This is a genomic window from Nonomuraea ferruginea, from assembly GCF_039540635.1.
Taxonomy (GTDB): Bacteria; Actinomycetota; Actinomycetes; order Streptosporangiales; family Streptosporangiaceae; genus Nonomuraea; species Nonomuraea ferruginea.
Genome location: NZ_BAABFD010000009.1, coordinates 284,842 through 311,467, shown reverse-complemented (window position 1 = coordinate 311,467; position 26,626 = coordinate 284,842). Strand labels below are relative to the sequence as shown.

General features: G+C 71.7%; 18 protein-coding genes. 7 read left to right on the top strand and 11 right to left on the bottom strand.

Annotation, left to right across the window (positions count from 1 at the left end):
• The first annotated feature begins 54 nt into the window (after positions 1-54).
• Entirely contained in the window at positions 55-2,721 is a 2,667-nt protein-coding gene (locus ABD999_RS19425; protein WP_271278657.1) for a cellulose binding domain-containing protein, read from the top strand.
• Between the two features lie 27 nt (positions 2,722-2,748).
• Here ABD999_RS19425 and ABD999_RS19420 read toward each other — a convergent pair whose 3' ends face one another.
• The 3 genes from ABD999_RS19420 to ABD999_RS19410 are packed head-to-tail and all read right to left on the bottom strand — an operon-like array spanning position 2,749 to position 6,295.
• Complete coding sequence (locus tag ABD999_RS19420; protein ID WP_271278658.1) at positions 2,749-3,669, bottom strand: carbohydrate ABC transporter permease; 921 nt, start codon at positions 3,667-3,669, stop codon at positions 2,749-2,751.
• A complete protein-coding gene (locus tag ABD999_RS19415; protein WP_148036974.1) occupies positions 3,666-4,727 on the bottom strand; it encodes an ABC transporter permease in 1,062 nt (353 codons plus the stop codon). Before ABD999_RS19415 ends, ABD999_RS19420 begins: the two co-directional genes overlap by 4 nt.
• A complete protein-coding gene (locus tag ABD999_RS19410; protein WP_271279933.1) occupies positions 4,655-6,295 on the bottom strand; it encodes an extracellular solute-binding protein in 1,641 nt (546 codons plus the stop codon). Before ABD999_RS19410 ends, ABD999_RS19415 begins: the two co-directional genes overlap by 73 nt.
• A gap of 177 nt (positions 6,296-6,472) precedes the next feature.
• Here ABD999_RS19410 and ABD999_RS19405 point away from each other — a divergent pair, with 177 nt between their 5' ends.
• The 3 genes from ABD999_RS19405 (at position 6,473) to ABD999_RS19395 (ending at position 11,556) form a co-directional block, all read left to right on the top strand.
• Positions 6,473-7,687 (top strand): ROK family transcriptional regulator, encoded by a 1,215-nt coding sequence (locus tag ABD999_RS19405; RefSeq protein ID WP_148036976.1) that lies wholly within the window; start codon positions 6,473-6,475, stop codon positions 7,685-7,687.
• 105 nt (positions 7,688-7,792) lie between these two features.
• Complete coding sequence (locus ABD999_RS19400; RefSeq protein WP_271279934.1) at positions 7,793-10,555, top strand: glycoside hydrolase family 3 protein; 2,763 nt, start codon at positions 7,793-7,795, stop codon at positions 10,553-10,555.
• Positions 10,552-11,556, top strand: a complete 1,005-nt coding sequence (locus ABD999_RS19395) for a LacI family DNA-binding transcriptional regulator (protein WP_219543646.1) — start codon at positions 10,552-10,554, stop codon at positions 11,554-11,556. The genes ABD999_RS19400 and ABD999_RS19395 overlap by 4 nt, the downstream gene beginning before the upstream one ends.
• Positions 11,557-11,558: 2 nt before the next feature.
• Here the strand turns inward: ABD999_RS19395 and ABD999_RS19390 are convergent, their stop codons facing one another.
• From ABD999_RS19390 to ABD999_RS19380, 3 genes are all read right to left on the bottom strand, one after another.
• Complete coding sequence (locus ABD999_RS19390) at positions 11,559-13,007, bottom strand: serine hydrolase domain-containing protein (RefSeq protein ID WP_271279935.1); 1,449 nt, start codon at positions 13,005-13,007, stop codon at positions 11,559-11,561.
• 105 nt (positions 13,008-13,112) lie between these two features.
• On the bottom strand, positions 13,113-14,495 hold the full coding sequence (locus tag ABD999_RS19385) for a hypothetical protein (protein WP_261809081.1): 1,383 nt from the start codon (positions 14,493-14,495) through the stop codon (positions 13,113-13,115).
• 180 nt (positions 14,496-14,675) lie between these two features.
• A complete protein-coding gene (locus ABD999_RS19380) occupies positions 14,676-16,421 on the bottom strand; it encodes an acetyl/propionyl/methylcrotonyl-CoA carboxylase subunit alpha (RefSeq protein WP_271279936.1) in 1,746 nt (581 codons plus the stop codon).
• Positions 16,422-16,605: 184 nt separating this feature from the next.
• Between ABD999_RS19380 and ABD999_RS19375 the strand changes: the two genes are divergently transcribed.
• The 3 genes from ABD999_RS19375 to ABD999_RS19365 all read left to right on the top strand — a co-directional run bounded on the left by ABD999_RS19375 (position 16,606) and on the right by ABD999_RS19365 (position 20,310).
• Positions 16,606-16,878 carry a WXG100 family type VII secretion target gene (locus ABD999_RS19375; protein ID WP_261809082.1) on the top strand — a complete coding sequence of 91 codons (273 nt, stop codon included), beginning with the start codon at positions 16,606-16,608 and terminating at the stop codon, positions 16,876-16,878.
• Between the two features lie 75 nt (positions 16,879-16,953).
• Positions 16,954-18,099 (top strand): S8 family serine peptidase, encoded by a 1,146-nt coding sequence (locus ABD999_RS19370; protein ID WP_345482817.1) that lies wholly within the window; start codon positions 16,954-16,956, stop codon positions 18,097-18,099.
• A gap of 102 nt (positions 18,100-18,201) precedes the next feature.
• Positions 18,202-20,310, top strand: a complete 2,109-nt coding sequence (locus tag ABD999_RS19365) for a serine/threonine protein kinase (RefSeq protein WP_271279000.1) — start codon at positions 18,202-18,204, stop codon at positions 20,308-20,310.
• Positions 20,311-20,481: 171 nt separating this feature from the next.
• Here ABD999_RS19365 and ABD999_RS19360 read toward each other — a convergent pair whose 3' ends face one another.
• The 5 genes from ABD999_RS19360 to eccCa form a co-directional block, all read right to left on the bottom strand.
• Positions 20,482-20,766, bottom strand: a complete 285-nt coding sequence (locus ABD999_RS19360) for a YbaB/EbfC family nucleoid-associated protein (protein ID WP_246639401.1) — start codon at positions 20,764-20,766, stop codon at positions 20,482-20,484.
• Between the two features lie 12 nt (positions 20,767-20,778).
• A complete protein-coding gene (locus tag ABD999_RS19355; RefSeq protein WP_271278999.1) occupies positions 20,779-21,147 on the bottom strand; it encodes a YbaB/EbfC family nucleoid-associated protein in 369 nt (122 codons plus the stop codon).
• Positions 21,147-21,983, bottom strand: a complete 837-nt coding sequence (locus tag ABD999_RS19350; protein WP_148036984.1) for a hypothetical protein — start codon at positions 21,981-21,983, stop codon at positions 21,147-21,149. The genes ABD999_RS19355 and ABD999_RS19350 overlap by 1 nt, the downstream gene beginning before the upstream one ends.
• 6 nt (positions 21,984-21,989) lie before the next feature.
• Entirely contained in the window at positions 21,990-22,430 is a 441-nt protein-coding gene (locus ABD999_RS19345) for a hypothetical protein (protein WP_271278998.1), read from the bottom strand.
• Between the two features lie 123 nt (positions 22,431-22,553).
• On the bottom strand, positions 22,554-26,543 hold the full coding sequence (eccCa, locus tag ABD999_RS19340; RefSeq protein ID WP_271278997.1) for a type VII secretion protein EccCa: 3,990 nt from the start codon (positions 26,541-26,543) through the stop codon (positions 22,554-22,556).
• Positions 26,544-26,626: the final 83 nt, after the last annotated feature.

Sequence of the window (26,626 nt, the reverse complement as noted above, 5' to 3'; positions counted from 1 at the left end):
TCTGTTTGTCCTCAGGTGCGCTCTTTCGGCGTGCCAGGAAAGGGAGAGCCGCTCATGCGAAAGGCATTACTCAGCCTGCTCGCGATCACCGCAGTCCTGCTGGCCACAGCAGTGGTGCGGATGACTCCGGTCGCCGCCGTCGCGGCGGACCCGTACACCTACAAGAACGTGCGGATCGACGGCGGCGGGTTCGTGCCCGGCATCGTCTTCAACCCCACGGAGCGCAACCTGATCTACGCCCGCACCGACATCGGCGGCGCGTACCGCTGGAACCAGTCGTCGAAGTCCTGGACGCCGCTGCTCGACTGGGTGGGCTGGGACAAGTGGGGCTGGAACGGCGTGATCAGCCTCGCCACCGACCCCGTGCAGACCAACCGCCTGTACGCGGCCGTCGGCATGTACACCAACGACTGGGACCCGAACAACGGCGCCATCCTGCGCTCCACCGACAAGGGCGCCACCTGGCAGGCCACCCAGCTGCCGTTCAAGCTCGGCGGCAACATGCCCGGCCGAGGCATGGGCGAGGCGCTGTCCGTCGACCCCAACCGCAACAGCGTGCTCTACTTCGGCGCCCCCAACGGCAACGGCCTGTGGCGCAGCACGGACTACGGCGCCACCTGGGCGAAGGTGACGAGCTTCCCCAACCCCGGCAACCACGCCGACGACCCGAGCGACCCCAACGGCTACCAGAGCCACCGCCCCGGCGTCGTCTGGGTGACCTACGACCCGCGCTCGTCCTCCTCGGGCACCGCCACCAGGACCATCTACGTGGGCGTGGCCGACAAGCAGAACACCGTCTACCGCACCACGGACGCAGGGGCCACCTGGCAGCGGGTGGCGGGCCAGCCGACCGGCTACATCGCGCACAAGGGCGTGCTGGACGCCCAGAACGGCCACCTGTTCATCGCCACCAGCGATACCAGCGGCCCGTACGACGGCGCCAAGGGTGACGTGTGGCGGCTCGACACCGCGACAGGCACGTGGACCCAGGTCAGCCCGGTCCCGTCGTCCAGCTCCGACGACTACTTCGGCTACAGCGGCCTCACCCTGGACCGGCAGGACCCCGGCACGCTGATGGTCGCCACCCAGATCTCCTGGTGGCCCGACGTGATCTTCTTCAGGTCGACCGACTCCGGCGCCACCTGGACCCGGGTCTGGGACTGGACCTCGTACCCGAACCGCAGCTTCCGCTACCAGATGAACGTCTCCGAGGTGCCCTGGCTGACCTTCGGCACCAACCCGCAGCCGCCCGAGGTCACGCCCAAGCTCGGCTGGATGACCGAGTCGCTGGAGATCGACCCGTTCGACTCCAACCGGATGATGTACGGGACCGGCGCCACGATCTACGGCACCGAGAACCTCACCCAGTGGGACTCCGGCGGCACGTTCACGATCAAGCCCATGGTGCGCGGGCTGGAGGAGACCGCGGTGCTCGACCTGATCAGCCCGCCCAGCGGCGCCCCGCTGATCAGCGGCCTGGGTGACATCGCCGGGTTCCGGCACACGAACCTGGACGCGGTGCCGCCGATGATGTTCACCTCGCCCAACTTCACCTCCACGACCAGCCTCGACTACGCCGAGCGGAACCCGTCCGTGATGGTGCGGGCCGGCAACTTCACCGACGCCGACCGGCCGAACGACAGCCACGTGGCCTTCTCCACCGACGGCGGCGCCAACTGGTTCCAGGGCAGCGAGCCCGGCGGGATCAACGAGGGCGGCACGGTCGCGGCGGCGGCCGACGGCTCCCGCTTCGTGTGGGCGCCGCGCGGCGTCACCCCGCACTACTCGGTCGGCTTCGGCAACTCCTGGACCCAGGTGCAGGGCCTGCCCACGGGCGCGATCGTCGAGTCCGACCGGGTCAACGCCTCGAAGTTCTACGGGTTCGACGGCGGCCGGTTCTACGCCAGCACGAACGGCGGCGCGTCGTTCACCGCCACCGCCGCCTCCGGGCTGCCCACGACCGGCAAGTTCAAGGCCGTGCCCGGCGTCGAGGGCCACATCTGGCTGGCGGGCGAGGGCGGCCTGTGGCGCTCGACCAACAGCGGCGCGTCCTTCACCAAGGTCTCCGGGATCACCGGCTCGGTGAACGTCGGCTTCGGCAAGGCCGCGCCCGGCGCGACCTACATGGCGATCTTCGCGGTGGCCACGATCGACGGCGTGACCGGCCTCTACCGCTCGGACGACACCGGCGCGAACTGGCTCCGGATCAACGACGACCAGCACCAGTGGGGCAACATGGGCGAGGCCCTCACGGGCGACCCGCGCGTGTACGGCCGCGTCTACCTGGGCACCAACGGCCGCGGCATCATCTACGGCGACCGCACAGGCCCGCCGGTCACCGTGACGCCCACGGTCACGCCGACGGTCACCCCGACTGTGACCCCCACGGTGACCCCCACGGTCACCCCGACCACCGGCACCGGCTGCACGGCCACCTACCAGGCGGGCAACCAGTGGCCCGGCGGCTTCCAGGCCGAGGTCACGGTACGCAACACCGGCGGCTCGGCCATCACCGGCTGGCGGGTGACCTGGACCTGGCCGGGTGACCAGAGGATCAGCCAGCTCTGGAGCGGCTCGCACACCCAGTCGGGCGCGAACGTGAGCGTGACCAACGTCGGCTACAACGGCAACCTGGCGCCGAACGCGGCCACGTCGTTCGGCTTCAACGGCAGCCAGACCAGCGCCGGCTCCACGCCGGCCCTCACCTGCACGCCCGTCTAGCCTGAGGGCGCCCCTCCGGGGGCGCCCTCACCCCTTGACGGCCCCGATCAGCACGCCCTTGGTGAAGTGGCGCTGCACGAACGGGTAGATGACCAGCGCGGGGACCACGGCGACCACCACGATCGCCATCTTGATGGCCAGCGTCGGCGGCATGTCGCCCGCGCCGGTGACCCCCACGGTCGCCGTGGGCAGCGGGTTGGAGTCCACCACGTACTGCCGCAGCACCAGCGCCAGCGGCCACTTGCGGGTGTCCTCGAGGTAGAGCATCGCGTTGAACCAGGCGTTCCAGTAGCCGACCGCGTAGAACAGGCCGACGACGGCGGTGACGGCCTTCGACATGGGCAGCACGATCCGCCACAGGATGCGGAACTCGCCCGCCCCGTCGATCCGGGCGCTGTCCATGATCTCGCCGGGGATGTTCATGAAGAACGCCCGCATTACCACCACGTTGAACGCCGACACCGCCGTCGGCAGGATCAGCGACCAGTAGGTGTCCTTCAGCCCGAGCCCGCTGACCATCAGGTAGACGGGGATGAGGCCGGGGAAGAACACGAACATCAGCAGCACCGCGAAGAGCAGCGGCCGGTGCAGGAACGAGCCGGGCCGGGCCAGCGAGTACGCGCCGAGGATGCTCACGCACAGGCTGATGGCGGTGCCGACGACGGTGACGCCGGTGGCGACCAGCACGGCCCGCCGCACCACCGTGTCCGAAAATATCTGGATATAGGCGTCGAAAGTGATGCCCTCCGGGATCAGCACCAGCCCGCCCACCCGGTTCACCGTGGCCTTGGAGCTCAGGCTCGTCAGCACGATCGTGTAGAGCGGCAGGAGCACGGCCAGCACGATGACCGTCAGCACCGCGCCCTTGCCGACCCGCCCGGCCGGTGAGGGCGGCTCCTCCCACGCCGCCAGGCCCGACGGCTTCTTCCTCGTCGCCAGCAGAGTCATGATCTCGAATACACCCCTCGCTCGCCGAACGCGTGCGCCACCCGGTTGGCCGCGACGATCAGCAGCAGCCCGACCAGGCCCTTGAACAGCCCGGCGGCCGCGCCGTAGCCGAGATCCCCGGTGCGCAGGCCCGAGTAGAAGACGAACGTGTCGAACACCTCCGACACCTCGCTGCCGACCGCGCCGCGCTGCAGCATGAACTGCTCGAAGCCGACGTTCAGCGCGTCGCCCAGCCGGAGGATCAGCAGCAGGATGATCACCGGCCGCAGCCCCGGGAGCGTGATGTGCCACATCCGGCGCCACCGCTTGGCGCCGTCGACCGCCGCGGCCTCGTACAGGCTGGGGTTGATCGTGCTCAGCGCGGCCAGGAAGATGATCGCCCCCCAGCCGGCGTCCTTCCAGATCGTCTGCGTGGTGAGCAGCAGGATGAACGTGTCGGAGTTCGTCATCCAGTCGACGCCCTCGTGCCCGCGCTCGCGCAGCAGCTGCGCCAGCAGGCCGGCGCCGCCGAACATCTGCTGGAAGATGGCCACCACCAGCACCCAGGAGAAGAAGTACGGCAGGTAGACGACGCCCTGCACGAACGCCCGCAGCCTGGCCGAGACCACGCTGTTGAGCAGCAGCGCCAGCATGATGGGCACCGGGAAGTAGAAGATCAGCTGGAAGGCGGTGATCGACAGCGTGTTGACGATCGCGCGCAGGAACTGCGGGTCCTGGAAGAGCAGCGCGAAGTTGGTGAAGCCGATGACCGGGCTGCCCAGGATGCCGCCCGAGTAGGGGCTGTAGTCCTGGAAGGCGATGATGTTGCCGAGCCCGGGGATCCACCAGAACGCCACCACGAGCAGCAGCATCGGCAGGTTCATCAGCAGCAGCGGCCAGTCGCGGCGCAGCTTGGCGCGCCAGTCCGCGGTCCTGCCGCGTTTCCTGCCGCGTTTCCCGCCGGCCCGGCGCCGGGCCGGCTTCTCGGCGGTCACGGCGGGGGAGCTCACAGCCGGCCGTTCTCCTTGGCGACCTTGCTGTAGAACTCGCGTGCCTCGTTGCCGCCCTGCTCCTGCCATTCCTTCACGATCGTCTTCCACTCGGAGACCGGCCGCTTGCCGCGGTAGATCTCGTTGAGCTTGTCCTCCGTCGGCTGGACCAGGCCCGCCATCTTCGACGGCACCTCCACCCGGATCCCCACGAACGGGTCGTTCTCCAGATACTTGGCCGCGCCGGTCTGCCAGTCCCACAGCGACTGGACGAGGCCGTCGTACTGGCTCATGGAGTTCGCCGGCGGCCGTCCCGACAGGAACATGTACGTGGGCGCGACCTCCTTGCGGCCCAGGGCGGTCTGCGCCACCTTGCCGTCCTCGACCTTGTAGTGCTCGCCCTCGACGCCGTTGTTGACCAGCTCGTACTCCTGGGTCCCGAACGGGGCCGAGCACCAGTCGGCGATGGCCAGCAGCTCGCGGGTGCGGGCGTCGCCCAGGCCCTTCTTGACGAAGCAGAACATGCTGGCGGGCTCGTTGCGCCAGACGATGGGCGCCTGTCCGGCGGCGGCCGCGAACGGCGCCACGGGCTGCTGGTCGAACTTCGGGTTGTCCGGCAGGAAGCGGCCGAGGTTCTCGTGCCAGGAGCCGAGCCCGTCCTTCAGCATCATGAGCTGGCCGCTGCCGAACGGCGCCTTCTGGTCGGCGAACGCGTTGGCCACGATGTCGGGGTGCACCCAGCCGTTCTCGAAGAGCTTGGTCAGGAACTCCACCGCCGCCGCGAACTCGTCGGTCTCGTACTTGTGGACCAGCGTGCCCTGGGCCGTCTTGCGCCACTCGCGGGGAGCGCCGAAGGCGCGCTGGAGCTCCTGGTCGACGCCGCCGAAGGCCCAGCGCTTCTTCTTCGCGTCGGTCAGCTCCTTGCCCAGGGTGAGCAGGTCGTCGGTGCTCTTGGGGTGCGGCAGGCCCAGCTCGTCGAGGATGTCCTGGCGGACGAAGAGGGCGAACGGGAAGGGCTCGTTCTGCCAGGGGATGCCCTGCAGCACGCCGCCGAACACGCCGAACTGCCAGGCGGCCGTGTCGTAGTTGGCCAGCAGCGGGAACTCCTTGGCCTTGTCGCCGGCGAGATAGGGCGACAGGTCGGCGAAGAGCTTGTTGGCCGCCTCGGTGAAGCGGGCGATCTTGATCAGCTCCCAGCCGGGGATCTGCATCAGCTCGGGGACGTCGCCGCTGGCCAGGAGGGTGGAGACCTTCTGCACGTAGGTGTTGCCGTCGGAGATGTTGAACCGGACGGTGCCGCCGAGCCGCTCGTTGACGGCCGCGTAGTAGGAGTTGTCGCCGAGGCCGGGAGGCACCGTGCCCCACAGCGGGGTCATCGCGGTCACCTCCTTGCCGCTGGTGATCGGCTTGGTGGTGACCGCCTGCACCATCTGGGCGGGCCGGGTGAGGAAGCCGGGGGCGACGAACTCGTTGCCGGGCAGGTCGGGCCGCAGGCCGGGGATCTCGTACGGCATACGGGTCGGCACCAGGCCCGCCAGCTTGTCGGCGGCGACCGCGGTGCCCTGGGCGGGCCCCCGCTTCTCGGCGCAGCCGGTCGCCGCCGCCAGGACGCCCGCGCCGACCAGGCCGAGGAACCCTCGGCGAGTCGTCGGATTCATCGCTCGCACCCTTCTCCGAGTGGGAATGGCCAACTAGGATTAATTAGTTGGTATTACGCCCAAACAAATTAGTAGACTGTGACCGCTACCACAAGGGAGCGGCACGGTCACAGGTTGGTGAAGGGAGCCCGCGATGCGGCATGCTGGGGTCACTTCTCGGTGGGAACGGGGCTGATATTGATCACATCCACGACCGGCCCGCAGCCGGCCGACTTCGCGGACGTCCGGGCCACCAATCTCGCGGTCGTGCTCCGGTTCGTACGCGAGCACGCGCCGTGCTCCCGCGCTGACATCGCCGCCAACACGGGGCTCAACAAGGCGACCGTCTCCAGCCTGGTCGCCGACCTGATCGACCGCCGCCTGGTGCGCGAGACCGGGCTCACCGAGAACCGCGTCGGCAGGCCCGCCACCATGCTCGTCCTCGACGGCTCCCCGTACGCCGCGATCGGCGTCGAGATCAACGTCGACTACGTCGCCGCGGTCGCCACCGACCTGGCGGGGCAGCGGCTGCTGGCCTGGCGGCGCTCCTTCAGCGCGGGGGAGTCGGTCAACCAGGGCGTGGCCAACGTCGCGGCCGTCGTCCGGCGGGTGGTCAACCGCATGGCCAAGGAGGAGCGGCAGGTCCTCGGCCTGGCCGTGGCCGTGCCCGGCCTGGTCGACGTGCAGGGCACGGTGCGCATCGCGCCCAACCTCGGCTGGCGCGACGCCGACATCGGCGGCGACCTGGCCAAGGCGCTGCGCGACCCCGGCTTCTCGATCCAGGTCGACAACGACGCCAACCTGGCGGCGCTGGCCGAGCAGCGCTTCGGCGGCAACGCGGGGGCCGACGACCTGGTCTACCTGACCGGGCAGATGGGCGTCGGGGCGGGCGTCATCCTCGACGGGCGGCTGCGCCGCGGCGGCCTCGGCTACAGCGGTGAGCTCGGCCATGTCCAGCTCGACCCCGAGGGCCCCGCCTGCCGCTGCGGGCGGCGCGGGTGCCTGGAGGCGATGGCCGGCATCGGCGCCGTGCTCCGCCGGGCCGACCCGTCACCGGCCGAGATCGAGATCGAGCTGGAGGAGGTCGTCAGGTCCGCGCGGGCCGGCGACGAGGCCACGCTGGCGACGCTTGCCGCCGTGGGCGCCGGCCTGGGCAGGGGCGTGTCGATCATCGCCAACCTGCTCAACCCCCAGGTGGTCATCCTGGGCGGCTACTACGTGGCGCTGGCCCCGTGGCTGCTGCCGCCGGTGCGCGCCGCGGTGCGCGACGGCTCCATCGCGCCGCAGGCCGGAGGCTGCGAGGTGGTGGCCTCCACGCTCGGTCACGACGCGGCGGCGCTGGGCGGGGCGGCGCGGGTGCTCGACTCGCTCGATTCGGGAAGATTGCCCGGCGGAATCTCACGAACCACTTGACCTAGCTTCACAGACGCGTGCACCCTTCATGAAACCCCCAGAAACACCGACGTAACTCCACCGGCCGGTCATCGAAGCGCTTCGACACTCCCCCAGAGGATGGCCATGCACGAACCCTTCCGCGACCCCGAGATCCCCCTTCCCGACCGGATCGCCGACCTGTCGCGCAGGCTCACGCTCGAGGAGAAGATCGGCCTGCTCCACCAGTACCAGGCGCCGATCGACCGGCTGGGCGTGGCGGCGTTCCGCACCGGCACCGAGGCCCTGCACGGCCTGGCCTGGCTCGGCCCCGCCACGGTGTTCCCGCAGGCCGTCGGGCTGGCCTCCACCTGGGACCCGGAGCTGCTGCGCCGCGTCGGCGAGGCCACCTCCGACGAGGTGCTGGCCTTCCACCACAAGGACCCGACGGGCGCCGGGCGCAACGTGTGGGCCCCCGTCGTCAACCCGCTGCGCGACCCGCGCTGGGGACGCAACGAGGAGGGTTACTCCGAGGACCCGTGGCTCACCGGGCTGCTGGCCGCGGCGTACGCGTGGGGCCTTCGTGGGAGCGATCCCAACGTGCTGAAGACCGCGCCCACGCTCAAGCACTTCCTCGCCTACAACAACGAGACCGACCGCTGCGTCACCTCCAGCAACGTGCCGCCCCGGGTGCTGCACGAGTACGAGCTGCCCGCCTTCAGGCCCGCCATCGAGCAGGGCGCCGCGGTGGCCGTCATGCCCTCCTACAACCTGGTCAACGGCCGGCCCGCGCACCTCAGCCCGCTCATCGGCGAGGCGCTGCGCGCCTGGGCGCCGGACGACCTCCTCGTGGTCAGCGACGCCTACGCGCCCGGCAACCTGGTCACGCTGCAGGGCTACCACGACAGCGCCGCCGAGGCGTACGCGCACGCGATCAGAGCGGGGCTGGACAGCTTCACCCAGGACGACGACCGGGCCGAGGCCACGCTCGGGCACGTCAGGGAGGCCCTGGATCGCGGCCTGCTGGCCGAGGACGACATCGACGCCGCCGTGCGTCACCTGCTGTCGATCCGCTTCCGGCTCGGCGAGTTCGACCCCGCGACCCCGTACGACGACGTCACCGAGGAAGTCGTCAACTGCCCGCGCCACCAGGACCTGGCCCGCGAGGCGGCGCGGCGCTCGTTCGTGCTGCTGGAGAACGACGGGCTGCTGCCGCTGCGCGACGTCGCCACCGTCGCGGTCATCGGCCAGCTCGGCGACACGCTCATGGAGGACTGGTACAGCGGGACGCTCCCGTACGCCGTCACCGCACGCGCCGGGCTGGCCGAGCGGTGCGCGACCGTGTTCTGCGAGGGCGTCGACCGGGTGACGATGACCGCCGAGGCGGGCTGCGTGACGGCCGACCCGGCGGGCGGGCCGCTCAGCCTCGGGTCCGAGCCCGGCACGTTCGACGTGTTCGACTGGGGCGGCGGCGCCTACGCGCTGCGCGCGGTGGCCACCGGCCGGTTCGTGTCCGTGGACGACGGCGTGCTGGTCAACGACCAGCCGGGGCCGAACGGCTGGGAGGTGCGCCAGACGTTCCGGATGGAGGAGCGGCCGCGCGGGGCCGTGGCGCTGCGGCACATCTCCACCGGCTGTTACGTCGGCGCCGCGGCCGACGGGACGCTCCGCCTGGTCGACGACGCCGACCAGGCGCTCTGGCTGGTGCCCGAGGTGGTCAGGAGCGGCGCGCGGCAGGCCGCCGAGCTGGCCGCCACCGCCGACGTGGCCGTCGTGGTCGTGGGCGACCACCCGCTGGTGAACGGCCGCGAGACCGAGGACCGCAGCACGCTCGCGCTCGCCCCCGCCCAGGACGCGGTGGTCCAGGCCGTGCTCGCCGCCAACCCGCGCACGGTCATGGTGATCAGCAGCGGCTACCCGCTCACCTGGGGCGCCTCCGGGGTGCCGGCCGTGCTCTGGTCGTCGCACGGCGGGCAGGAGTACGGGCACGCGCTGGCCGAGGTGCTGCTCGGCGACGCGGACCCGGAGGGCCGCCTCACCCAGACCTGGTACCGCTCCGAGCAGGAGCTGCCCGACCTGCTCGACTACGACATCATCACCGCCGACGCCACCTACATGTACTTCCGGGGCATCCCGCGCTACCCGTTCGGGCACGGGCTCGGCTACACCGAGTTCGGCTACTCCGGCCTGACGGTCGAGGTGGACCCCGGGGGCATGGTGCGCGCCTCGGTGACCGTGACCAACACCGGGCCGCGCGAGGGCGTCGAGGTCGTCCAGTTCTACACCCACCAGCAGCGCTCCCGCGTCAAGCAGCCGCTGCGCCGGCTGCGCGGCTTCGAGAAGGTGCGGCTCGCGCCGGGCGAGAGCCGCGTCGTCCGCCTCGACCTGCCCGTGCGCGAGCTGGCCTGCTGGGACGTGACCAGCGGCCGGTTCGTCGTGGAGCGCGCGCCGCACCGGCTCATGGCCGGCCGCAGCGCCACCGACCTGCGCGTCACCGCCCGCTTCGAGGTCGACGGCGAGACCATCCCGCCGCGCCGCGGGCTGCTGCGCGCCGTCGACCACGACGAGTACGACGCGGTCACGTTCACCGAGGCGAGCCGCGAGAACGGCGACGCCGTCCGCGCCGACGCCGAGGGCGCCTGGATCCTGTTCCGGCAGGTGGACCTCAACGGCGCCGCCTCCTGCCTGGCCGTGCTCGGCAGCACCGAAGGCGGCATGATCACGCTGCGGATCGGCGACCCCCTCTACGGGCAGCCGATCGCCACCCTGCCCGTGCCCCGCACCGGACGGTACGACCTGCACGCCATCGTCACCTCCCTTGCGGCCACGCGGGGAGTGCACGATCTTTATGTGGTGTTCGAGAACGAGGGCGTCACGCTGAGCCAGATCGACTTCGGAGCGGCGACTTGAGCGGGCGCACGGTCACCATCACGGAGGTCGCCCGGCACGCCGGCGTGGCCGTCAGCACCGTCTCGTACGTGCTCAGCGGCAAGCGCACGATCTCGGCCGGCACCAGGCGGCGGGTGCTCGACAGCATCGACGCGCTCGGCTACCACCCGCACGCCGGCGCCCGCGCGCTGGCCAGCAAGCGGTCCAACGTGATCGCCCTGGTGCTGCCGCTGCGCGCCGGCATGCACGTGCCGGTGCTGATGCGCTTCGCCAGCGCCGTCGTCACCGCCGCCCGCCGCTTCGACCACGACGTGCTGCTGCTGACCGCCGACGAGGGCACCGACGGCATCAGGCGGGTGGCGGCCAGCGCGCTGGTCGACGCGTTCGTGCTGATGGACGTCGAGCTGGACGACAGCCGGGTGCCGCTGCTGCGCGAGCTGGCCGAGCCCAGCGTGCTCATCGGCTTCCCGGCCGAACCCGCCGGCCTGACCTGCGTCGACCTCGACTTCGCCGCCGCCGGCGCGCAGTGCGTCGCCCACCTGGCCGAGCGCGGCCACTCCCGGATCGCCCTGCTGGGCGCGCCCGCCGTCGTCTACGAGCGCGGCACCGGCTTCGCCCGCCGCACCCGCGAGGGCTTCGTCGCGGCCGTCGCCGCGCACCGGGTGACCGGGGTGGCGCTGCCGTGCGAGGAGACGTTCGACGAGGTGTACTCGACGTTGAGCAGGCTGCTCAGGGACCAGCCGGACCTTTCCGGGCTCGTCGTGCACAACGAGGCCGCGGTCGGCCACGTGCTCAGCGCCCTGCGCCAGCTCGGCAGGCGTGTCCCCGAGGACGTGGCGGTGGTCGCCATCTGCCCCGACGACGTGGCGGAACGTGCCAGCCCTCCGCTCACCTCGGTCCTGATCCCGGCCGAGGAGGTGGGCCGGGAGGCGGTCCGGCTGGTGATGGACAAGCTCGACGGCAAGCCCGCCCCCGACGCCACCCTGCTCACCCCCCACCTGGCCCTGCGCGCCAGCACCTGACCTCAGGTCACGAGGACGACCGTGAAACCGATCAGCAGGGCGGCCGGGATCGCGGGGGACAGCCAGGTGTGCCACCTTACCGGCTTCGCGCTGAGCGGCAGGCCGGGCCAGCGGGTCAGCGCGGCGGCCGTGGCCGCGCCCAGGACCCCCGCCCCCAGGGCCCACACGAACGGCGGGACGACCCCCCAGGCGCCCGCCGTGTGCCCCAGCCCGAGGAACAGCATCCCGTACAGGACGCGGCTCACCACCGACACCCGGTCCAGCCCCGGCGTGCGGAACGCCGAATAGAGCAGGCCCAGCCCTGCGAACGGGAAGGTCAGGGCGAAGACCAGCGGCCGGATCTCCGGGCCGTCGTCGTCCGGCGCCTCGACCCCGAGCAGGCGCAGGCCCACGCCGTCCACCGGCGTGCCGGTGTTGCCCATGACCACCACGCCCCGGCCGGACGCCCGGTCGAAGCCCGCGTAGGTGCGGAACCCGCCGGTCCCGCCGTTGTGCCAGGTGATCTCCCGCTCGCCGTGCCGGGTGGTGAACCAGCCGTAGCCGATCCGCTCGTCCCGGCCGGCGTCGAAGCGTGGCGTCGCGGCGTCCGCGCCCGGCGCGGAGCCCGCCATCACGCCCTGGACGAGCCGGGCCACGTCGTGGGAGGTGGACCAGACGGCGCCGCCCGCGCCCGCGTGGCCGTGGTCGCGCCACGGCTCCATGGGCAGCCCGTTCTTCTCCTCGCCGTGCGCGTGACCGGCGGGCAGCGGCTCGTCCGGCCCGAGCACGACGGTCGAGTCCATGCCGAGCGGGGCGAGGATCCGCCCGCGCAGCAGGTCCTCGTAGCCGGTGCCCGCGTGCTCGGCCAGGGCCTGGCCGAGCAGCGCCACGCCGAGGTTGGAGTACGCGACCTCGCCCCGGCCCTCGGCGGAGACGGCCGCGGCGTCGTCCAGCATGCTCCGCGTCCCCGCCGCGCCGTACGGGTCCTGGCCGGCGAAGACGTACAGGTACGAGCGGAGGAACGAGAGCGGCGTCACGCGGACGCTGGGCACGCCCGCGCGGTGCGAGGAGAGCTCGGCGAGGGTGGCCGACCCGACGGCGGGATCGGAGAAGCGGACGCCCGGCAGCTTGTCGCGCACCGGCGTGCCGGGGGAGAGCCCTTCCCCGGCCAGGCTCGCCAGCAGCATCCCGGTCATCGGCTTGGCGATCGACCCGAGCTCGTAGGACGTGTGCTCGTCCACCGGGCGCGGGTCGGGGCCGCCGGTGTCGCCCACCCCGGCGTGGCGGATCCGGCCGTCCTCGACGAGGGCGACCGACAGCCCCCGGTATCCGCCCTCCCCGGCGGCGCTCCGTACCAGCTTCGCCAGGGCGGGGTCGCCGGTCGTCGCCTCGCCCAGCGCAGGCGGGCTCGGGGCCGGGAACAGGGCGAGGGCGGCCACGACGAGGGCGGCCAGGGCTGCTGCTCGCTTCATAACTCCGATATTACGTAATTTCGGAGTATCCCCAAAATGCCGCGACGGACAGCGAAAAGCGCGCCCCCCGAAGGGAGCGCGCTCATGCTGGTGAGTGAGGGTGGGCTACCAGTCGCCGCCACCGAAGTCGCCGCCGCCGAAGTCGCCCCAGCCGCCACCGCCGCCGAAGTCTCCGCCACCGCCGAAGTCGCCACCGCCGCCGAAGTCACCGCCGGCACCGGCGTCGTAGCCGCCGCCCATCATGCCGCCCATCATCATGCCGCCCATGCCCCAGCCCATCATGGAGCCCATCATGGTGCCGATGAACATGCCGGTCATGATGTCGCCGAAGCCGCCGTAGTAGCCGTAGGCGTACGGCTGGTAGGCCGGGCCCGCGTCGTAGTAGGGACGGCGCTGACCGTCGACCATGACCTCGCGCATCTGCGGGTCGAAGCCGCGCTCCACCGCCTCGGCGTCGGCCTTGCAGGCGGGCACGTCGCGGACCACGCCACCGGGCGGGGCCCAGCGCACGTCGCGCAGGGAGGGGCCGTGCTGCGGGTTGAAGAAGCAGGGGGCGCGCCGCTCGGGCACCGGCTGGTTGTCGACCCTGGCCTTCACCACGGCGAGGGCGTAGCGGCCCTCCTCGAGCGTCCCGGTGACCTCGCGGACCTGGTCGGCCCGCTCGATCGCGGCGAGCTGGGTCTTGGCCTTCTCGTAGGAGTCGAGGGCCTGCGCCCACTCGTCGATGTGCTTGCCGCCCTCGCCGGAGAGCACGACGTCGGTGTCGAGCGCGGTGATCTCCTCACCGAACTTGGTGACGTCCTCCTCGACGGTCTGCTTGACCGCGGCCAGGTCCTTGGCGTCCTGGATGGCCTGCTTCTTCTTCTTGTTGCGCGAGTAGAGGAAGTAGCCGCCACCGCCGGCCACCGCGAGCACGCCCAGCGTGGCCAGCGCGCCGAAGCCGCTGCCGTCGTTGACCGGGCCGGAGTCGAGCGCGGAGCGCGTCTTGCCCTCGGCCATGAGGTTGACCCGGGCGATGAAGTCCTCCATGCCGGAGACGACGTCGTCGTTGTTGCGCACGGCGAGCTTCGACAGCTGGTCGGTCATGCCGGCCTTGCCGAAGTTGGACGCGGCGAACAGCGTCGGGCCGTCGAGCACGGCGACGGTCCACTGGCCGCCCGACGAGGACTTCTTGGCCTCGGACACCGCGTCGCCGAGCTGCTTGATGTAGCCGGCGGGGTCGGTCACCGTGTCGTCGGGCAGCGCGGCCAGATAGATGTCGTTCTTGGAGTCCTTGAGCGCGTCGCGGATCTCGGACTGCTGGTCAGAGCTCAGCGCGGACCCGGACTGCACATAGAGTGGGTCGCCGCCCTTCCAATGGGAGAGCACCGTCTGGGCATCGGGCGGCGCCGCCGCGGCTATGGCCGCAGGGGACAGCGCAAGAGTGACGAATAGACCGGCGACGAGAACCGCGATCGCGGCCCCTGCGCGGCGCAGCGGATGTGTCATTGGCAGCAAGCCTCCTTCGCCCATGAGGACGAACGGGCGGTCGGCAAAGTTCCTCACTGGGCACGTTACCCGCCAGAAGCCCTCCCGGCGCGCGAGCCCCCCGGCGGATCTGGGGAACGCCGGGCGGTCCTCACTTCCGGCATCGCCGATATCGGGCCCGCCTGGGGCCCGATATCGCCGTCACGTGTCCTTGATCTCGCAGATCGTCGCCCCGGACGTGACCGTCTGGCCGACGTCCGCGGAGAGACCGGTGATGACGCCGGACTTGTGCGCCGTCAGCGGCTGCTCCATCTTCATGGCCTCCAGCACCACCACGGTGTCGCCCTCGGCGACCGTGGCGCCGTCGCCGGCCACGACCTTGACGATCGTGCCCTGCATCGGGGAGACCAGCGCGTCGCCGCTCGCGGCCGCCTTCTTCGCGCCGCCCGCCGCGCGCCGGGGCTTCTTCGCGCCCGCCGCGGCCGGGGCGGCCGCGCCGAGGCCCGCGGGCAGCACGACCTCCAGCCGCTTGCCGCCGACCTCGACCGTGACCGTCTCGCGCGGCTCGGGCTCGTCGGCGTGGGTCTCTCCCGCGTACGGGGGGATGGTGTTGTCGAACTCGGTCTCGATCCACCGCGTGTGGACGGTGAACGGGTCGGAGGTGAACGCCGGGTCCGACACGATCGCCCGGTGGAACGGCAGCACCGTCGGCATGCCGTCGATCTCGAACTCGGCCAGCGCCCGCCGCGACCGCTCCAGGGCCTCCAGGCGGGTGCGGCCGGTCACGATCAGCTTGGCCACGAGCGAGTCGAACGCGCCCGGCACGGTCATGCCGGTCTCGTAGCCGGCGTCGAGCCGCACGCCGGGACCCGACGGCGCCCGCATGGCGGTGAGGGTGCCCGGCGCGGGCAGGAAGTTGCGGCCCGCGTCCTCGGCGTTGATGCGGAACTCGATCGAGTGGCCGCGCAGCTCGGGGTCGCCGTAGCCGAGCGGCTCGCCGTCGGCGATCCGGAACATCTCGCGTACGAGGTCGACCCCCGCGACCTCCTCGGTCACCGGGTGCTCGACCTGGAGGCGGGTGTTGACCTCCAGGAAGGAGATCGTGCCGTCCTGGCCGACGAGGAACTCGCAGGTGCCGGCCCCCACGTAGCCGGCCTCCTTGAGAATGGCCTTGGAGCTGGTGTAGAGGATGTCGAGCTGCTCCTGGTCGAGGAAGGGCGCGGGGGCCTCCTCCACGAGCTTCTGGTGGCGGCGCTGCAGGGAGCAGTCGCGGGTGCTGACCACGACGACGTCGCCGTGGCTGTCGGCCAGGCACTGGGTCTCGACGTGCCGCGGCCGGTCGAGGTAGCGCTCGACGAAGCACTCGCCCCGGCCGAAGGCGGCCACCGCCTCGCGCACCGCCGACTCGTACAGCTCGGCGACCTCCTCCAGCCGGCGGGCGACCTTGATGCCGCGCCCGCCGCCGCCGTAGGCGGCCTTGATCGCGATCGGCAGGCCGTGCTCCTCGGCGAACGCGACGACCTCGTCGGCCCCGGACACGGGGTCCTTGGTGCCGGCGACCAGCGGCGCGCCCACCTTCTGGGCGATGTGCCTGGCCTGCACCTTGTCGCCGAGCGCGGCGATGGCGGAGGGCGGCGGGCCGATCCAGATCAGGCCCGCGTCGATGACCGCCTGGGCGAAGCCGGCGTTCTCGGCCAGGAAGCCGTAACCGGGGTGCACCGCGTCGGCGCCCGACCGCGCCGCGACGTCGAGCAGCTTGCCGAAGTCGAGGTAGGTCTCCGCGGGCGACTGACCGCCCAGCGCGTAAGCCTCGTCGGCGACTTTCACGTGGAGGGCGTCCCGGTCCTGCTCGGCGTAGACGGCCACGCTCCCGATCCCGGCGTCCTTGCACGCGCGAGCCACCCGTACGGCGATCTCGCCGCGATTGGCGATGAGAACCTTCTGCACCGACATCCATCCTTCCTCGGCGAGCACTGAGGGGAGTGTAAGTGCTGCAAATCGATCATCCGCAGGTGGGTCGGGTCGTAGGGGGCCATAGCCGCTCGGTATGGAGGCCGACGAGGCGGTGGGGGCGCATCTAGGGTGAGGGCGCTTCCCCGTCCGACTCAGCGTCCCCAACCAGGAGGTTTGCGTGAGCCAGAGCATGCTCGGCGGCGACCCTGCAGAGATGCAGGCGATGTCCGCTCAGTTCAAGCAGCAGTCCGAGGCGGTGCGCGCCACGATGGCGGCGCTGGACAAGGAGGCCGCCAAGGTCGGTACGGCCTGGACCGGCCCGGGAGCCCAGAAGTTCCAGGGCGCCTGGCAGAACTACCGGACCGCCTTCCAGCGCATGACCGAGGAGCTCGTCGAGGCGTCCCGGGTCATCGACACCTACCGGGGCAACATCGAGTCCGCGACCCGCTGACGGCGGCGCCGCGGAGGCCCCGGTCCGGGGTCGGGGCCTCCGCGCGCCGGCCCGGGCGCGCTACGCTTTCCCGACATGATCGGTCGCGCCCTCCTGGCGAGCCTGCTCGCCCTGCACCTCGCCGCGGTTCCCGCGGCGGCCGCGCCCGACGACTGCAGACCGGAGAAGGGCACGCTCCAGCTGCCCGCCGGCGAGCCGTGGGCGCAGAAACGTCTCGACGTCAAGAACGCCTGGCGGCTGACCAGGGGCGCCGGGGTGACGGTCGCCGTCATCGACAGCGGCGTCGACTACGGCCACCCGCAGCTGCGCGTCTCCAAGATCGTCGACGAGACGCACACCGGCCACCACGACTGCGTCGGCCACGGCACCGCCGTCTCCGGCATCATCGCCGCCCGCTACGTGGCCGGCGTCCCCTTCCACGGCGTCGCGCCCGACGCCAGGCTCGTCGTGCTCAAGCAGAGCAACAAGAGAGACGGCGACATCCGCAAGCTGGTCGACGCCATCAACCACGCGGTCGACGCCGGGGCCGACGTGATCAACGTCTCCGTGCGCGCCTCCGACCACACGTCCCTGCGGGCCGCGGTGCAGCGGGCGCTGGCCAGCGACATCGTCGTGGTGGCCGCCGCCGGGAACGTCACCGGCCCCGACGACGAGAGCGTGCCCGCCTATCCCGCGGCCTACGACGGCGTGCTGTCCGTGGGCGGGGCCGCGCCCGACGGCCGCCGCGTCGACTCCTCCAACGCCGCCACCCCGGTCGGCGTGGTCGGCCCCGGCACGGACATCACCGCCCCCTGGCCGGGCAAGGCCTACAAGCGCGGCCTGGAGGGCACCAGCTACGCCACCCCGTACGTGGCCGGCACCGCCGCCCTGGTCCGGGCCCGCTTCCCGGGGCTCAACCAGGAGCAGGTGCGCCGGCGCATCATCGCCACCGCCGACGGCACGGCCGGCGCGGGCACCGGCGCGGGCATGGTGAACCCGGTGCTCGCGGTCACGGCCGTGCTGCCGTACGAGGCCGCCAACGCGCCCGTGGTGGCCGATCCGCCGCCGACCGCGCTGCCGGCCGACGCCATCGCCAAGGTCCCGCCCCGCGACGAGACCGCCATCGGCATCGCCACGGCGGTGGGGGGCGGGGCGCTGCTCGCCGCCATGGTGGCGGTGGCGCTGGCGCTGCTCGTGCCGCTGGGCCGGCGCCGGGGCTGGCGGCCCGGCCGGACGTCTTGAGGCTGTCCTGTGGGTGAATTGTCAATTCGTCGGTGAAACTACTGATGCAAAAGTGGTAGATGCGGTTGAATGTCCCTTCGAGATCATGGTTTTACTGAAGGGATGGAGATGCACCCCCTGCTGCCGGGTGATCCCGAAAAGCTGGGCGCGTACGTCATCTCAGGACGGTTGGCTGACGGGCCGCGCGGAGCGGTGTTCCTCGGCAAGGAGTCCGATGACGCGCCGCTGACAGTGATCAAGTTATTGCCTCCAGTGCCGGAGGGCGGCGACGACGGCGTCGCGAGGCTCACCGGGGTGCAGCGCGTGTCCAGCGCGTACGTCGCCAGGACTTTGGAGGCCGGCGAGCACGGCGACCACCTCTATGTGGCCCGTGAGTACGTCGAGGGCCGTACGCTCGCCGAGGTGGTGGCCGAGGACGGCCCGCTCGACGGCGACGGCCTGGAACGGGTGGCCGTGGGTGTGCTCACCGCGCTGACCGCGGTCCACCTGGCCGGCATCACCCACCGGGGTCTCACCCCGCACAACGTCATCATCGGCGCCGACGGCCCCCGTGTGACCGACCTGGACCAGGGCGAGCCGGTGGGCGAGCTGGGCTTCCGGGCTCCGGAGCAGGTCAGGGGCCTGGCGTACGGGCCCTACGCCGACGTGTTCGCCTGGGCGGCGACCGTGGTGTTCGCCGCGACCGGGCAGCCGCCGTTCGGCCATGACGAGGACGCGCTGCTGAACGCGCAGCCCGAGCTCGGCGACCTGGCCGAGCCGCTGCGCCGGGTGGTGATGTCGGCGCTGTCCAAGGACGTCGCGCAGCGGCCGACCACGTACATGGCGCTGCTGCAGCTCCTCGGCGACAAGCGCGGCGGGGTCGTCGCCCAGAAGGGCGCCCAGGCCGACGGAGAGCCTCTGCAGGGCGTGCCCGTGCAGGGGGTGCCGCTCGACGGCGTGCCGACGCAGATGATGCCTCCTCAGGGCGTGCCTCCGCAGCAGTCCTGGGGGCCGCCGCCCGTGCCTCAGCAAGGCGGGCACCCCGGCGTGCCTCCGCAGGGAGCGCTGCAGGGGAGCGCCGAGCCGATGCAGGGCGTGCCGATGCCGCCGCCGGCCCCGGCCTGGGAGCCTCCGCGCGAGCAGACGCGGCAGGCGCCCGTGGCGGGGCAGACGGTGTCCTCCAGCCCGCGGCGCAAGTTCCCGGCGGGTCTGGTCGCCGCGGTGGGCGCGCTGGCGCTGCTGTCCGGTGTGGGGCTCTGGGGCGCCAACCAGTACGCCTCGACCCAGCGCTTCGAGCCGGTGGCGGCGGCCGGGGACCAGGCCGACGGGCGGGGCTCCGGCAGCGAGAAGGTGGAGAACGGCGTCGCGCAGGCGGAGCAGAACCCGCCGCCGCAGGGTGAGCCTCAGCAGAGCCAGCCCGAGGTGACGGTGCCGTGGGCCAGCCCGACCAACGGCAACCCGAACGACGTCGGCCCCATGGTGCTGCCCAACGACTGGGAGTCGCAGTCGCCCGCGCCGCCGGAGCTGAGCACCGTGCCGACGCCCGTGCAGATCGCCACCCAGTCGGTCACCCAGCCGACCCAGGCGCAGCCGACGGTGACCGTGACGGAGTCCTCCGACGCGACCCAGACGGAGAGGTCGAGGCCGCGCCCGTCGAAGTCGGAGGACATGGTCCATCCGACGCCGACGGTCACCGTCACGCAGACCCCGACCCCGACCCCGACGCCGTCCCCGACGGTCACGGTGACGGTCACGCCGACGCCGACCGTCACGGAGACCGCCACGCCCGAGCCGCCCCCGGCGGACACCGCGCCGCCCACGGCGAAGCCCACGGCCACGGCGAAGCCCACGGCGACGGTCAAGCCGACCGCGACGCCGACCAAGAAGCCGACCGCGACGCCCTCGGCGAAGAACCCGTACACGGCCGTCCAGGTCTGCGGTTCCGGCTTCGTCGTGCAGCGCCAGCAGGCGTTCAAGGGCGGCGAGACCTACCAGCTCTGGAACAACGCCACCGGTGAGAACTGCGCGGTCACCCTGAAGCGGGTGAACGTCGGCAAGGCCTCCGAGGTGAGCGTCACGCTGGAGGTGCAGGGCGGCGAGGCCAAGACCGCTCTGGGCAACTACGAGTACTACGCCGGACCGATCAAGCTGCCCGCCAAGGGCAAGTGCGTCCGGTTCGCCGGCAGCGTCGGCGACGAAGGCATGAGGACCGGCTGGGGCAACTGCGGCTGATCCAGGAGCGAGAACCCCTCCGGGTGACCCCCGGAGGGGACTCGTACTCGAAACCCCACCGGCTGACGCCCGAGGGGGACAGGTACGCGAAATCCCCCACCGGCGATGCCGGAGGGGGATGAGTACTCAGAAACCCCTCCAGGAGGCCCTGGAGGGGGTTTTTCTTTCCTGTCAGTGGAGGCCGGGCAGGAGACGGGATCTGGCGGTCTCGGCTTCTTCCTCCGCACGGGTGATGGCGGCGAGGATCTCGTCGGCGAGCCGGCGGGCGTCCAGCCGGCTCCGGCTCACCGGATGGATCCGCAGGTCGAGCAGGACACCGAGGGCGTCCGTCGTCGCGACGACGCGGCCTTCGTCGGCCCGCCCGGTGAACCGGCGCGCGCTCCACTCGGCCGCCGCCTCCTCGGCCCGCCGGGCCGTGGAGACCAGCTCGTCCAGGCGCGCCATCGCCTCTTCCATCTCCCGCACCGCTCAGCCCTCCCGCATGACACGCTCGACGTGGGGCGCCAGAGGATCGGCGGCCGAGGCAGGATCGCCGGTCAGCTCCGCCAGCCGGTCGCCCATGGCGGTCCGCGCCGCCCCGACGGCCTCCTTGACGGCCTCGGCCAGCCGCTCGTGGTCCAGGTCGCGCAGGCCCCTGGCGTCGATGTCGAGCCCGAGCAGCCGCCCCGTGCCGGAGACCCGGGCCCGGACAATGCCGCTCGCGTCGGCGCCCTCCAGCCGCTCCCTCGACAGCTCCTCCAACATGCCGGTGACCCTGGCGGTCCAGCCGTCCATCTCGCGCAGCAGAGCGGCGAGGTCGCCCTCCCGGCCCGCGGCGAACGCGTCGATCTCGCCCATCAGTCCTGCACCGCCGGCACCCACATGTCGTCCACCGTGGCGTCCTCGATCGTGTCCGACAGGTTCAGCTCGCGCGCCCCGAGGTTCGGGTCGCCGGAGTTGTAGAAGGCGCCCCTGAGGTCGTTGAGCTTCAGCTCCAGCTTGTTGAGATCGCCCTCGTACGAGTTGTAGATGTCGGCGAACTGCTTGACGAGGTTGCCGAGCGCGGTCGTGAACACGCCGACCTGGGTCGCGAGGGCGACCTTGGCGACGGGGTGCGCGCTCATGGCGGCCAGGGTCCGCAGGATCGGCGCCGAGGCGGCGTACAGCCCCATGACCGACAGGTCGTACTCCAGGACCTCCTTGTACTGGCCGTGCATCGTGCCGCTCATCTCGTCGCTGACCTTGCCGAGCTGGCTGAACAGGCCGTTGACGTTGAACCGGACGTACTGCTGCAGCATGCCCGCGGCCTGGCCGTTCCAGTTCGGCGAGATGTCGTCGAAGTAGCCGCGCCACAGGTTGGACCGGTTGCCCTCCAGCGACCCGGACATCTCCTTCCAGGTCTCGCGCCGGTCGTAGAACAGGAACGGGTTGCCGAGGTTGGCCGTGGCCGCGACGTCCATGGCGAGCGCGCCCAGGCCGAGGCCGGAGAGCATCATCGCGCCCCTGGTCGTCTGCCTCAGCGGGTTGAGCTGGGTGACCAGGCGCTTGAAGAAGCCGGGGTCGGTGCGCGTGGCGGCGGGCGGCACCTGGACGGTCCTGGTGACGTTGCCGTGGTTGTTGGCGAGGTGGAGCTGCTGGGTGCCCTGCGGGGGAGTGGTCTGGCCGGGCAGGATCAGCCGGGGGTCAGGCGCCATGATCTCTCAGTTCTCCCCGCCGGGGTTCTCCGCCTGCCGGTAGTTGGCGGCCGCCCTGCTGACCTTGGCGGCGTCCGTACGGAGCACGTCGCGCAGGATGCCCGCGCTGTCGCGCCAGGTGTCGGAGATGGTGTTGAGGCGGTTGACGAACATCAGGCCGATGACGGGGACGCCGGCCAGGGGGACCAGGTTCCAGCCTTCGAAGCGCGGGGTCCGCTCCCTGACCAGGCCCACGCCGTCGGCGGTGCCGCACATGGTGCCGGCGAACCCGTCGATGTGGCCGGTCCGGGTCTCGTAGCCTGGCAGGTTCGTGCCCCCCGCGGGGTCGTGGCGGACCGGCGTCGCCGTCGCCGCCGTGGGCCGCAGCGACGGCGGCAGGCAGACGGGCGGCGGGCACGCGGGGTTGTGCGGGCACGGGCTCAGCGGGGATGCCTCTTCGGTCGACACGTGATCTTTGTACCACCCGAATAAGCCTGAAAAATCGGCATTCGCCCAGGTGAAGGGCAATAGGCGCTCGCCGTTCACGATCATGTAACCGGGCGTTTCCCGGCCCCCGCCGTCAGGAGGGGGTCACCGCTGCTCCTGCTCCAGGTACGCGGTCTGGATCAGGCGCGAGCCGTTCCGCCGGTCGACGTAGAAGCCGCGCCCCACGGGCAGCTGCTGCGGCCGGACGTTGCCGAAGAGCTGGCCCTCCTCCCGGTTGCCCGACATGATCAGCGCCGGGCTGGCCATCTCCTTCAGGCGCTGCACGGCCTGGTCGAACATGGCCCGGCTGGCGCCGCCGCTCTGACGGGCCAGCACCAGGTGCAGGCCGATGTCCCGGGCCTGCGGCAGCAGGTCGGCCAGGTGCGCCAGCGGGTTGGCGTTGGCGGTCGCCACGAGGTCGTAGTCGTCCACCACGATGTACAGGTCCGCGCCCTGCCACCAGCTCCGCGACCGGAGCTGCTCGGGCGTGAGATCGGCGGGCGGCAGGCGCTTGAGCAGGGCCGAGCGGGCGTCCTTGATCAGGTCGTTGGCCGCGGTGCTGGAGGCGGCGTAGCCGATGCGGTGGTCGGTCACCGCCGTGTCCAGCAGCGACCGCCGGTAGTCGATCACGATCATCATGGCCTCGCCCGGCGTCTGCCGCGCGACCACGCCCTCCATGATCAGCTTGAGCACGTTCGACTTGCCGCACTCGTTGTCGCCGAACACCACGAAGTGCGGGTCGGTCTCGAAGTCGAGCGCGACGGGCGCCAGCGCGTCCTCGTCGATGCCGATCGCGATCCGGCGCGGGCCCGTCTGCTCCGGCCCCGGCAGGTCGGCCGCGGGCAGCAGCGACGGCAGCAGGCGCACCGGCGGCGCCGACGGCCCCTGCCACGCCTTGCGTACGTTCTCGACCAGCGAACGCATGCCGTCGGAGACGTCCTCCGCCCCGCGCCGCCCGTCGATGCGCGGCAGCGCCGCGAGGAAGTGCATGCCGTCCCTGGTCAGGCCGCGTCCCGGCGACTCTTCGGGCACGGCGAGCGACGCCTTCCTGCTGATCTCCGACTCGTACGCGTCACCCAGCTTGAACTCGATCCTGGTGCCGAACAGGTCCCTGATGGCCGGCCGGAACTCCGACCACTTGTTGGTCGTGGCCACGACATGGATGCCGTAACCCAGCCCGCGGGCCGCCAGGTCGGTGATCACGGCCTCCAGGCTCTCGAACTCCTGTCTGATCGTCAGCCATCCGTCGATGACCAGGAACACGTCGCCGAAGCCGTCGCTCTGGGCGCTGCCCTCGCCGACCATCTTGCGGTAGGTGGCGATGGACTCGATGCCGCGCTCGGCGAACCCCCGCTCCCGCTGCCGCAGGATCCCCGACACCTCGGCCACGGTCCTGCGCACCCGGTCGGCGTCGAGCCTGGTGGCCACGCCGCCCACGTGCGGCAGCCCCTCCAGCGTGCCCAGGCCGCCGCCGCCGAAGTCCAGGCAGTAGAACTGCACCTCGGCCGGCGTGTGGGTGAGCGCCATGCCGGTGACGAGCGTGCGCAGCACGTTGCTCTTGCCGCTCTGCGGGCCGCCGGCCACGCCGACGTGCCCGGCGGCGCCGGACAGGTCCAGCCAGTACGGGTCGCGCCGCTGCTCGAACGGCTTGTCGATGATGCCGATGACGGCGTGCAGCGTCCCCCTGCCGTTCCAGCCCGGCGTGGACAGCCCGAGCTCGGGGGTCACCGAGAGCGGCGGCAGCAGGTGCGCCAGCGTGGGCGGCTCGCCGAGCGGCGGCAGCCAGATGCGGTGGGCCGCGGGTCCGTGCCCCTGCAGGCGCCGCACCAGGATGTCGAGCAGGCTGGTCTGCGAAGGGGAGCGCTCGTCCACCTCCGCCGCCGGGGCCTCCTTGGGCTTCGGCTTGACGGGCAGCGGCACGTACGCCGGGCCGTACTCGACGACCTGGCGCAGGATCGTGTGGCCGTCGTCGCCGCTCACGCGCCGGCCGTCCGGCTGGTAGGCGCCCGACACGTACGCGGCCTTGAACCTGGTCATGCCGGTGGTGTCGAACTTGAGGTAGCCGTTGCCCGGCGCGGAGGGCAGCTCGTAGGCGTCGGCCACGCCGAGCACGACCCGGCTCTCCATGGCGGAGAACGTCCGCAGGCCGATCCGGTACGACAGGTGGGTGTCCAGGCCCCGCAGCCGCCCTTCCTCCAGGCGCTGCGAGGCCAGCAGCAGGTGCACGCCGAGCGAGCGGCCCAACCGGCCGATCATGACGAACAGCTCGACGAACTCCGGCTTGGCCGACAGCAGCTCGCTGAACTCGTCCAGCACCACGAAGAGCGTCGGCATCGGCGCCAGGTCCGCTCCCTGCTCCCTGGCCCGCTCGTAGTCGCGCAGCGAGGCGTAGTTGCCCGCCGACCGCAGCAGTTCCTGGCGGCGCACCATCTCGCCGTGCAGGGCGTCGTACATGCGGTCGACCAGCGGGAGCTCGTCCTCCAGGTTGGTGATGACCGCCGAGACGTGGGAGAGGGAGTCGAGCCCGAGGAAGGTCGCGCCGCCCTTGAAGTCGACCAGGACGAAGTTGAGGATCTCGGACGAGTGCGTCACCGCCAGGCCCAGCACCAGCGTGCGCAGCAGCTCCGACTTGCCGGAGCCGGTGGCCCCGATGACCAGCCCGTGCGGCCCCATGCCGCCCTGCGCGGACTCCTTGATGTCCAGCTCCACGACCCGGCCGTCGGCGCCGAGCCCGATCGGCACCCGCAGCCTGTTGCGGCCGGCCCGCGGCCGCCAGGCGACCGCCGGGTCCAGCAGGCCGGGATCGCCCACGCCCAGCAGGTCGGTCAGCGTGGTGTTGGCCGCCAGCACGTCCTCGGCGTCGCCGCCGCCGGACGCCGAGGTGCGTAACGGCGCGAGCTGCCTGGCCAGGCCCTCGGCCCGCAGGTAGTCGAGGCCGTCGGGATCGCCGAGCCGGGTCCTGTGCTCCTTGCCCGCGTGGTCGAGCTTCACCATGTGGAACCCGTCAGGCTGGACGTCCAGCCGCAGCGTGCTCTTCTCCTCCACGTCGGCGGACGAGCCCGACAGGTCGATGACCGTCACGCCCTGGATGGCGTCGCTGCCGAGCTGCGAGTCCTGCGGCACGTGCCCGCCGTCCAGGATGAGCACGTGGTACGGGAGCGACTCGGCCGCCGCGCCGGGCCGGAACCGGGCGCGTTCCTTGAGCTCGCCGCCGACCAGCCGGTCCAGCTCGCCCAGGTTGTCGGTCATCAGGCGCACCTGGCCGGCCGCGTCCGTCTCCTCGGGATGCAGCGCGTGCGGCAGCCACTTGACCCATTCCCAGTACGTCATCCACTCGCTCCCGGCGCACACCATGATCCGCATGTCGTCGGGCGAGTGGAACACGGTCAGCTGGGCGATCATGGCGCGCACCAGGTCGCGCACGGTCCCGGGGTCGCCGCCGATCCGGATCCTGGCGAACGACCCGAGCGCCACGGCGACCGGCAGCCCGGCCACGGTGGAGTGCGCCCTGATGAACCTGCGCAGCGCGCCGGCCGCCAGCGCGTCCAGGTCCTCGACGGGCTTGGAGTCCGGCGGGACGAGCTGGATGGCCAGCTTCTGGACGCCGGTGCCCAGCCGCACGGTGGCGAAGTCCTCGTCGCGCGGGCGGCGCTCCCACAGCCGGGGTCCCATGGCGATCCACCACAGGGCGTCGGGCTCGGGCCCGCTCCACTCCAGGGCCTCGCGCTGCTGCCTGGCCGCGCGCCGGGTCTTCTTGCGCACCTGGCCCAGATAGCGGAAGTAGTCGCGGCGGGCGCCGTTGAGCTTGTACTTGCGCTCGCCGAGCTGGCGGGTGAGCTGGCCCGCCGTCATGCCGACCATGGACAGCGCGAACAGGCCGCTGGCCACGTACATGATCGGGTTGGCGTTGCCGAAGGCGGTGAACATGAGCGCCATCGCCGCCGCGCCCGCCAGCATCGGCAGGTAGGTGAGGGCCATCGAGAAGCCCTGCGGCTGGACCTCGGGAATCTCGGGCGGAGATTCGAGCAGGACCTCGCCGCGCGGCGGTTTGGGTCCCGGGCGGCGTTCTGGTCGGCGTACGACGACGATGCTCATCGAGACGTTCTTACCAGAAGAGACCCGATATGTTCTCTGTTGTCCGTGACCATTGGTGGGGACGGAGAGTAGAGATGGGACAG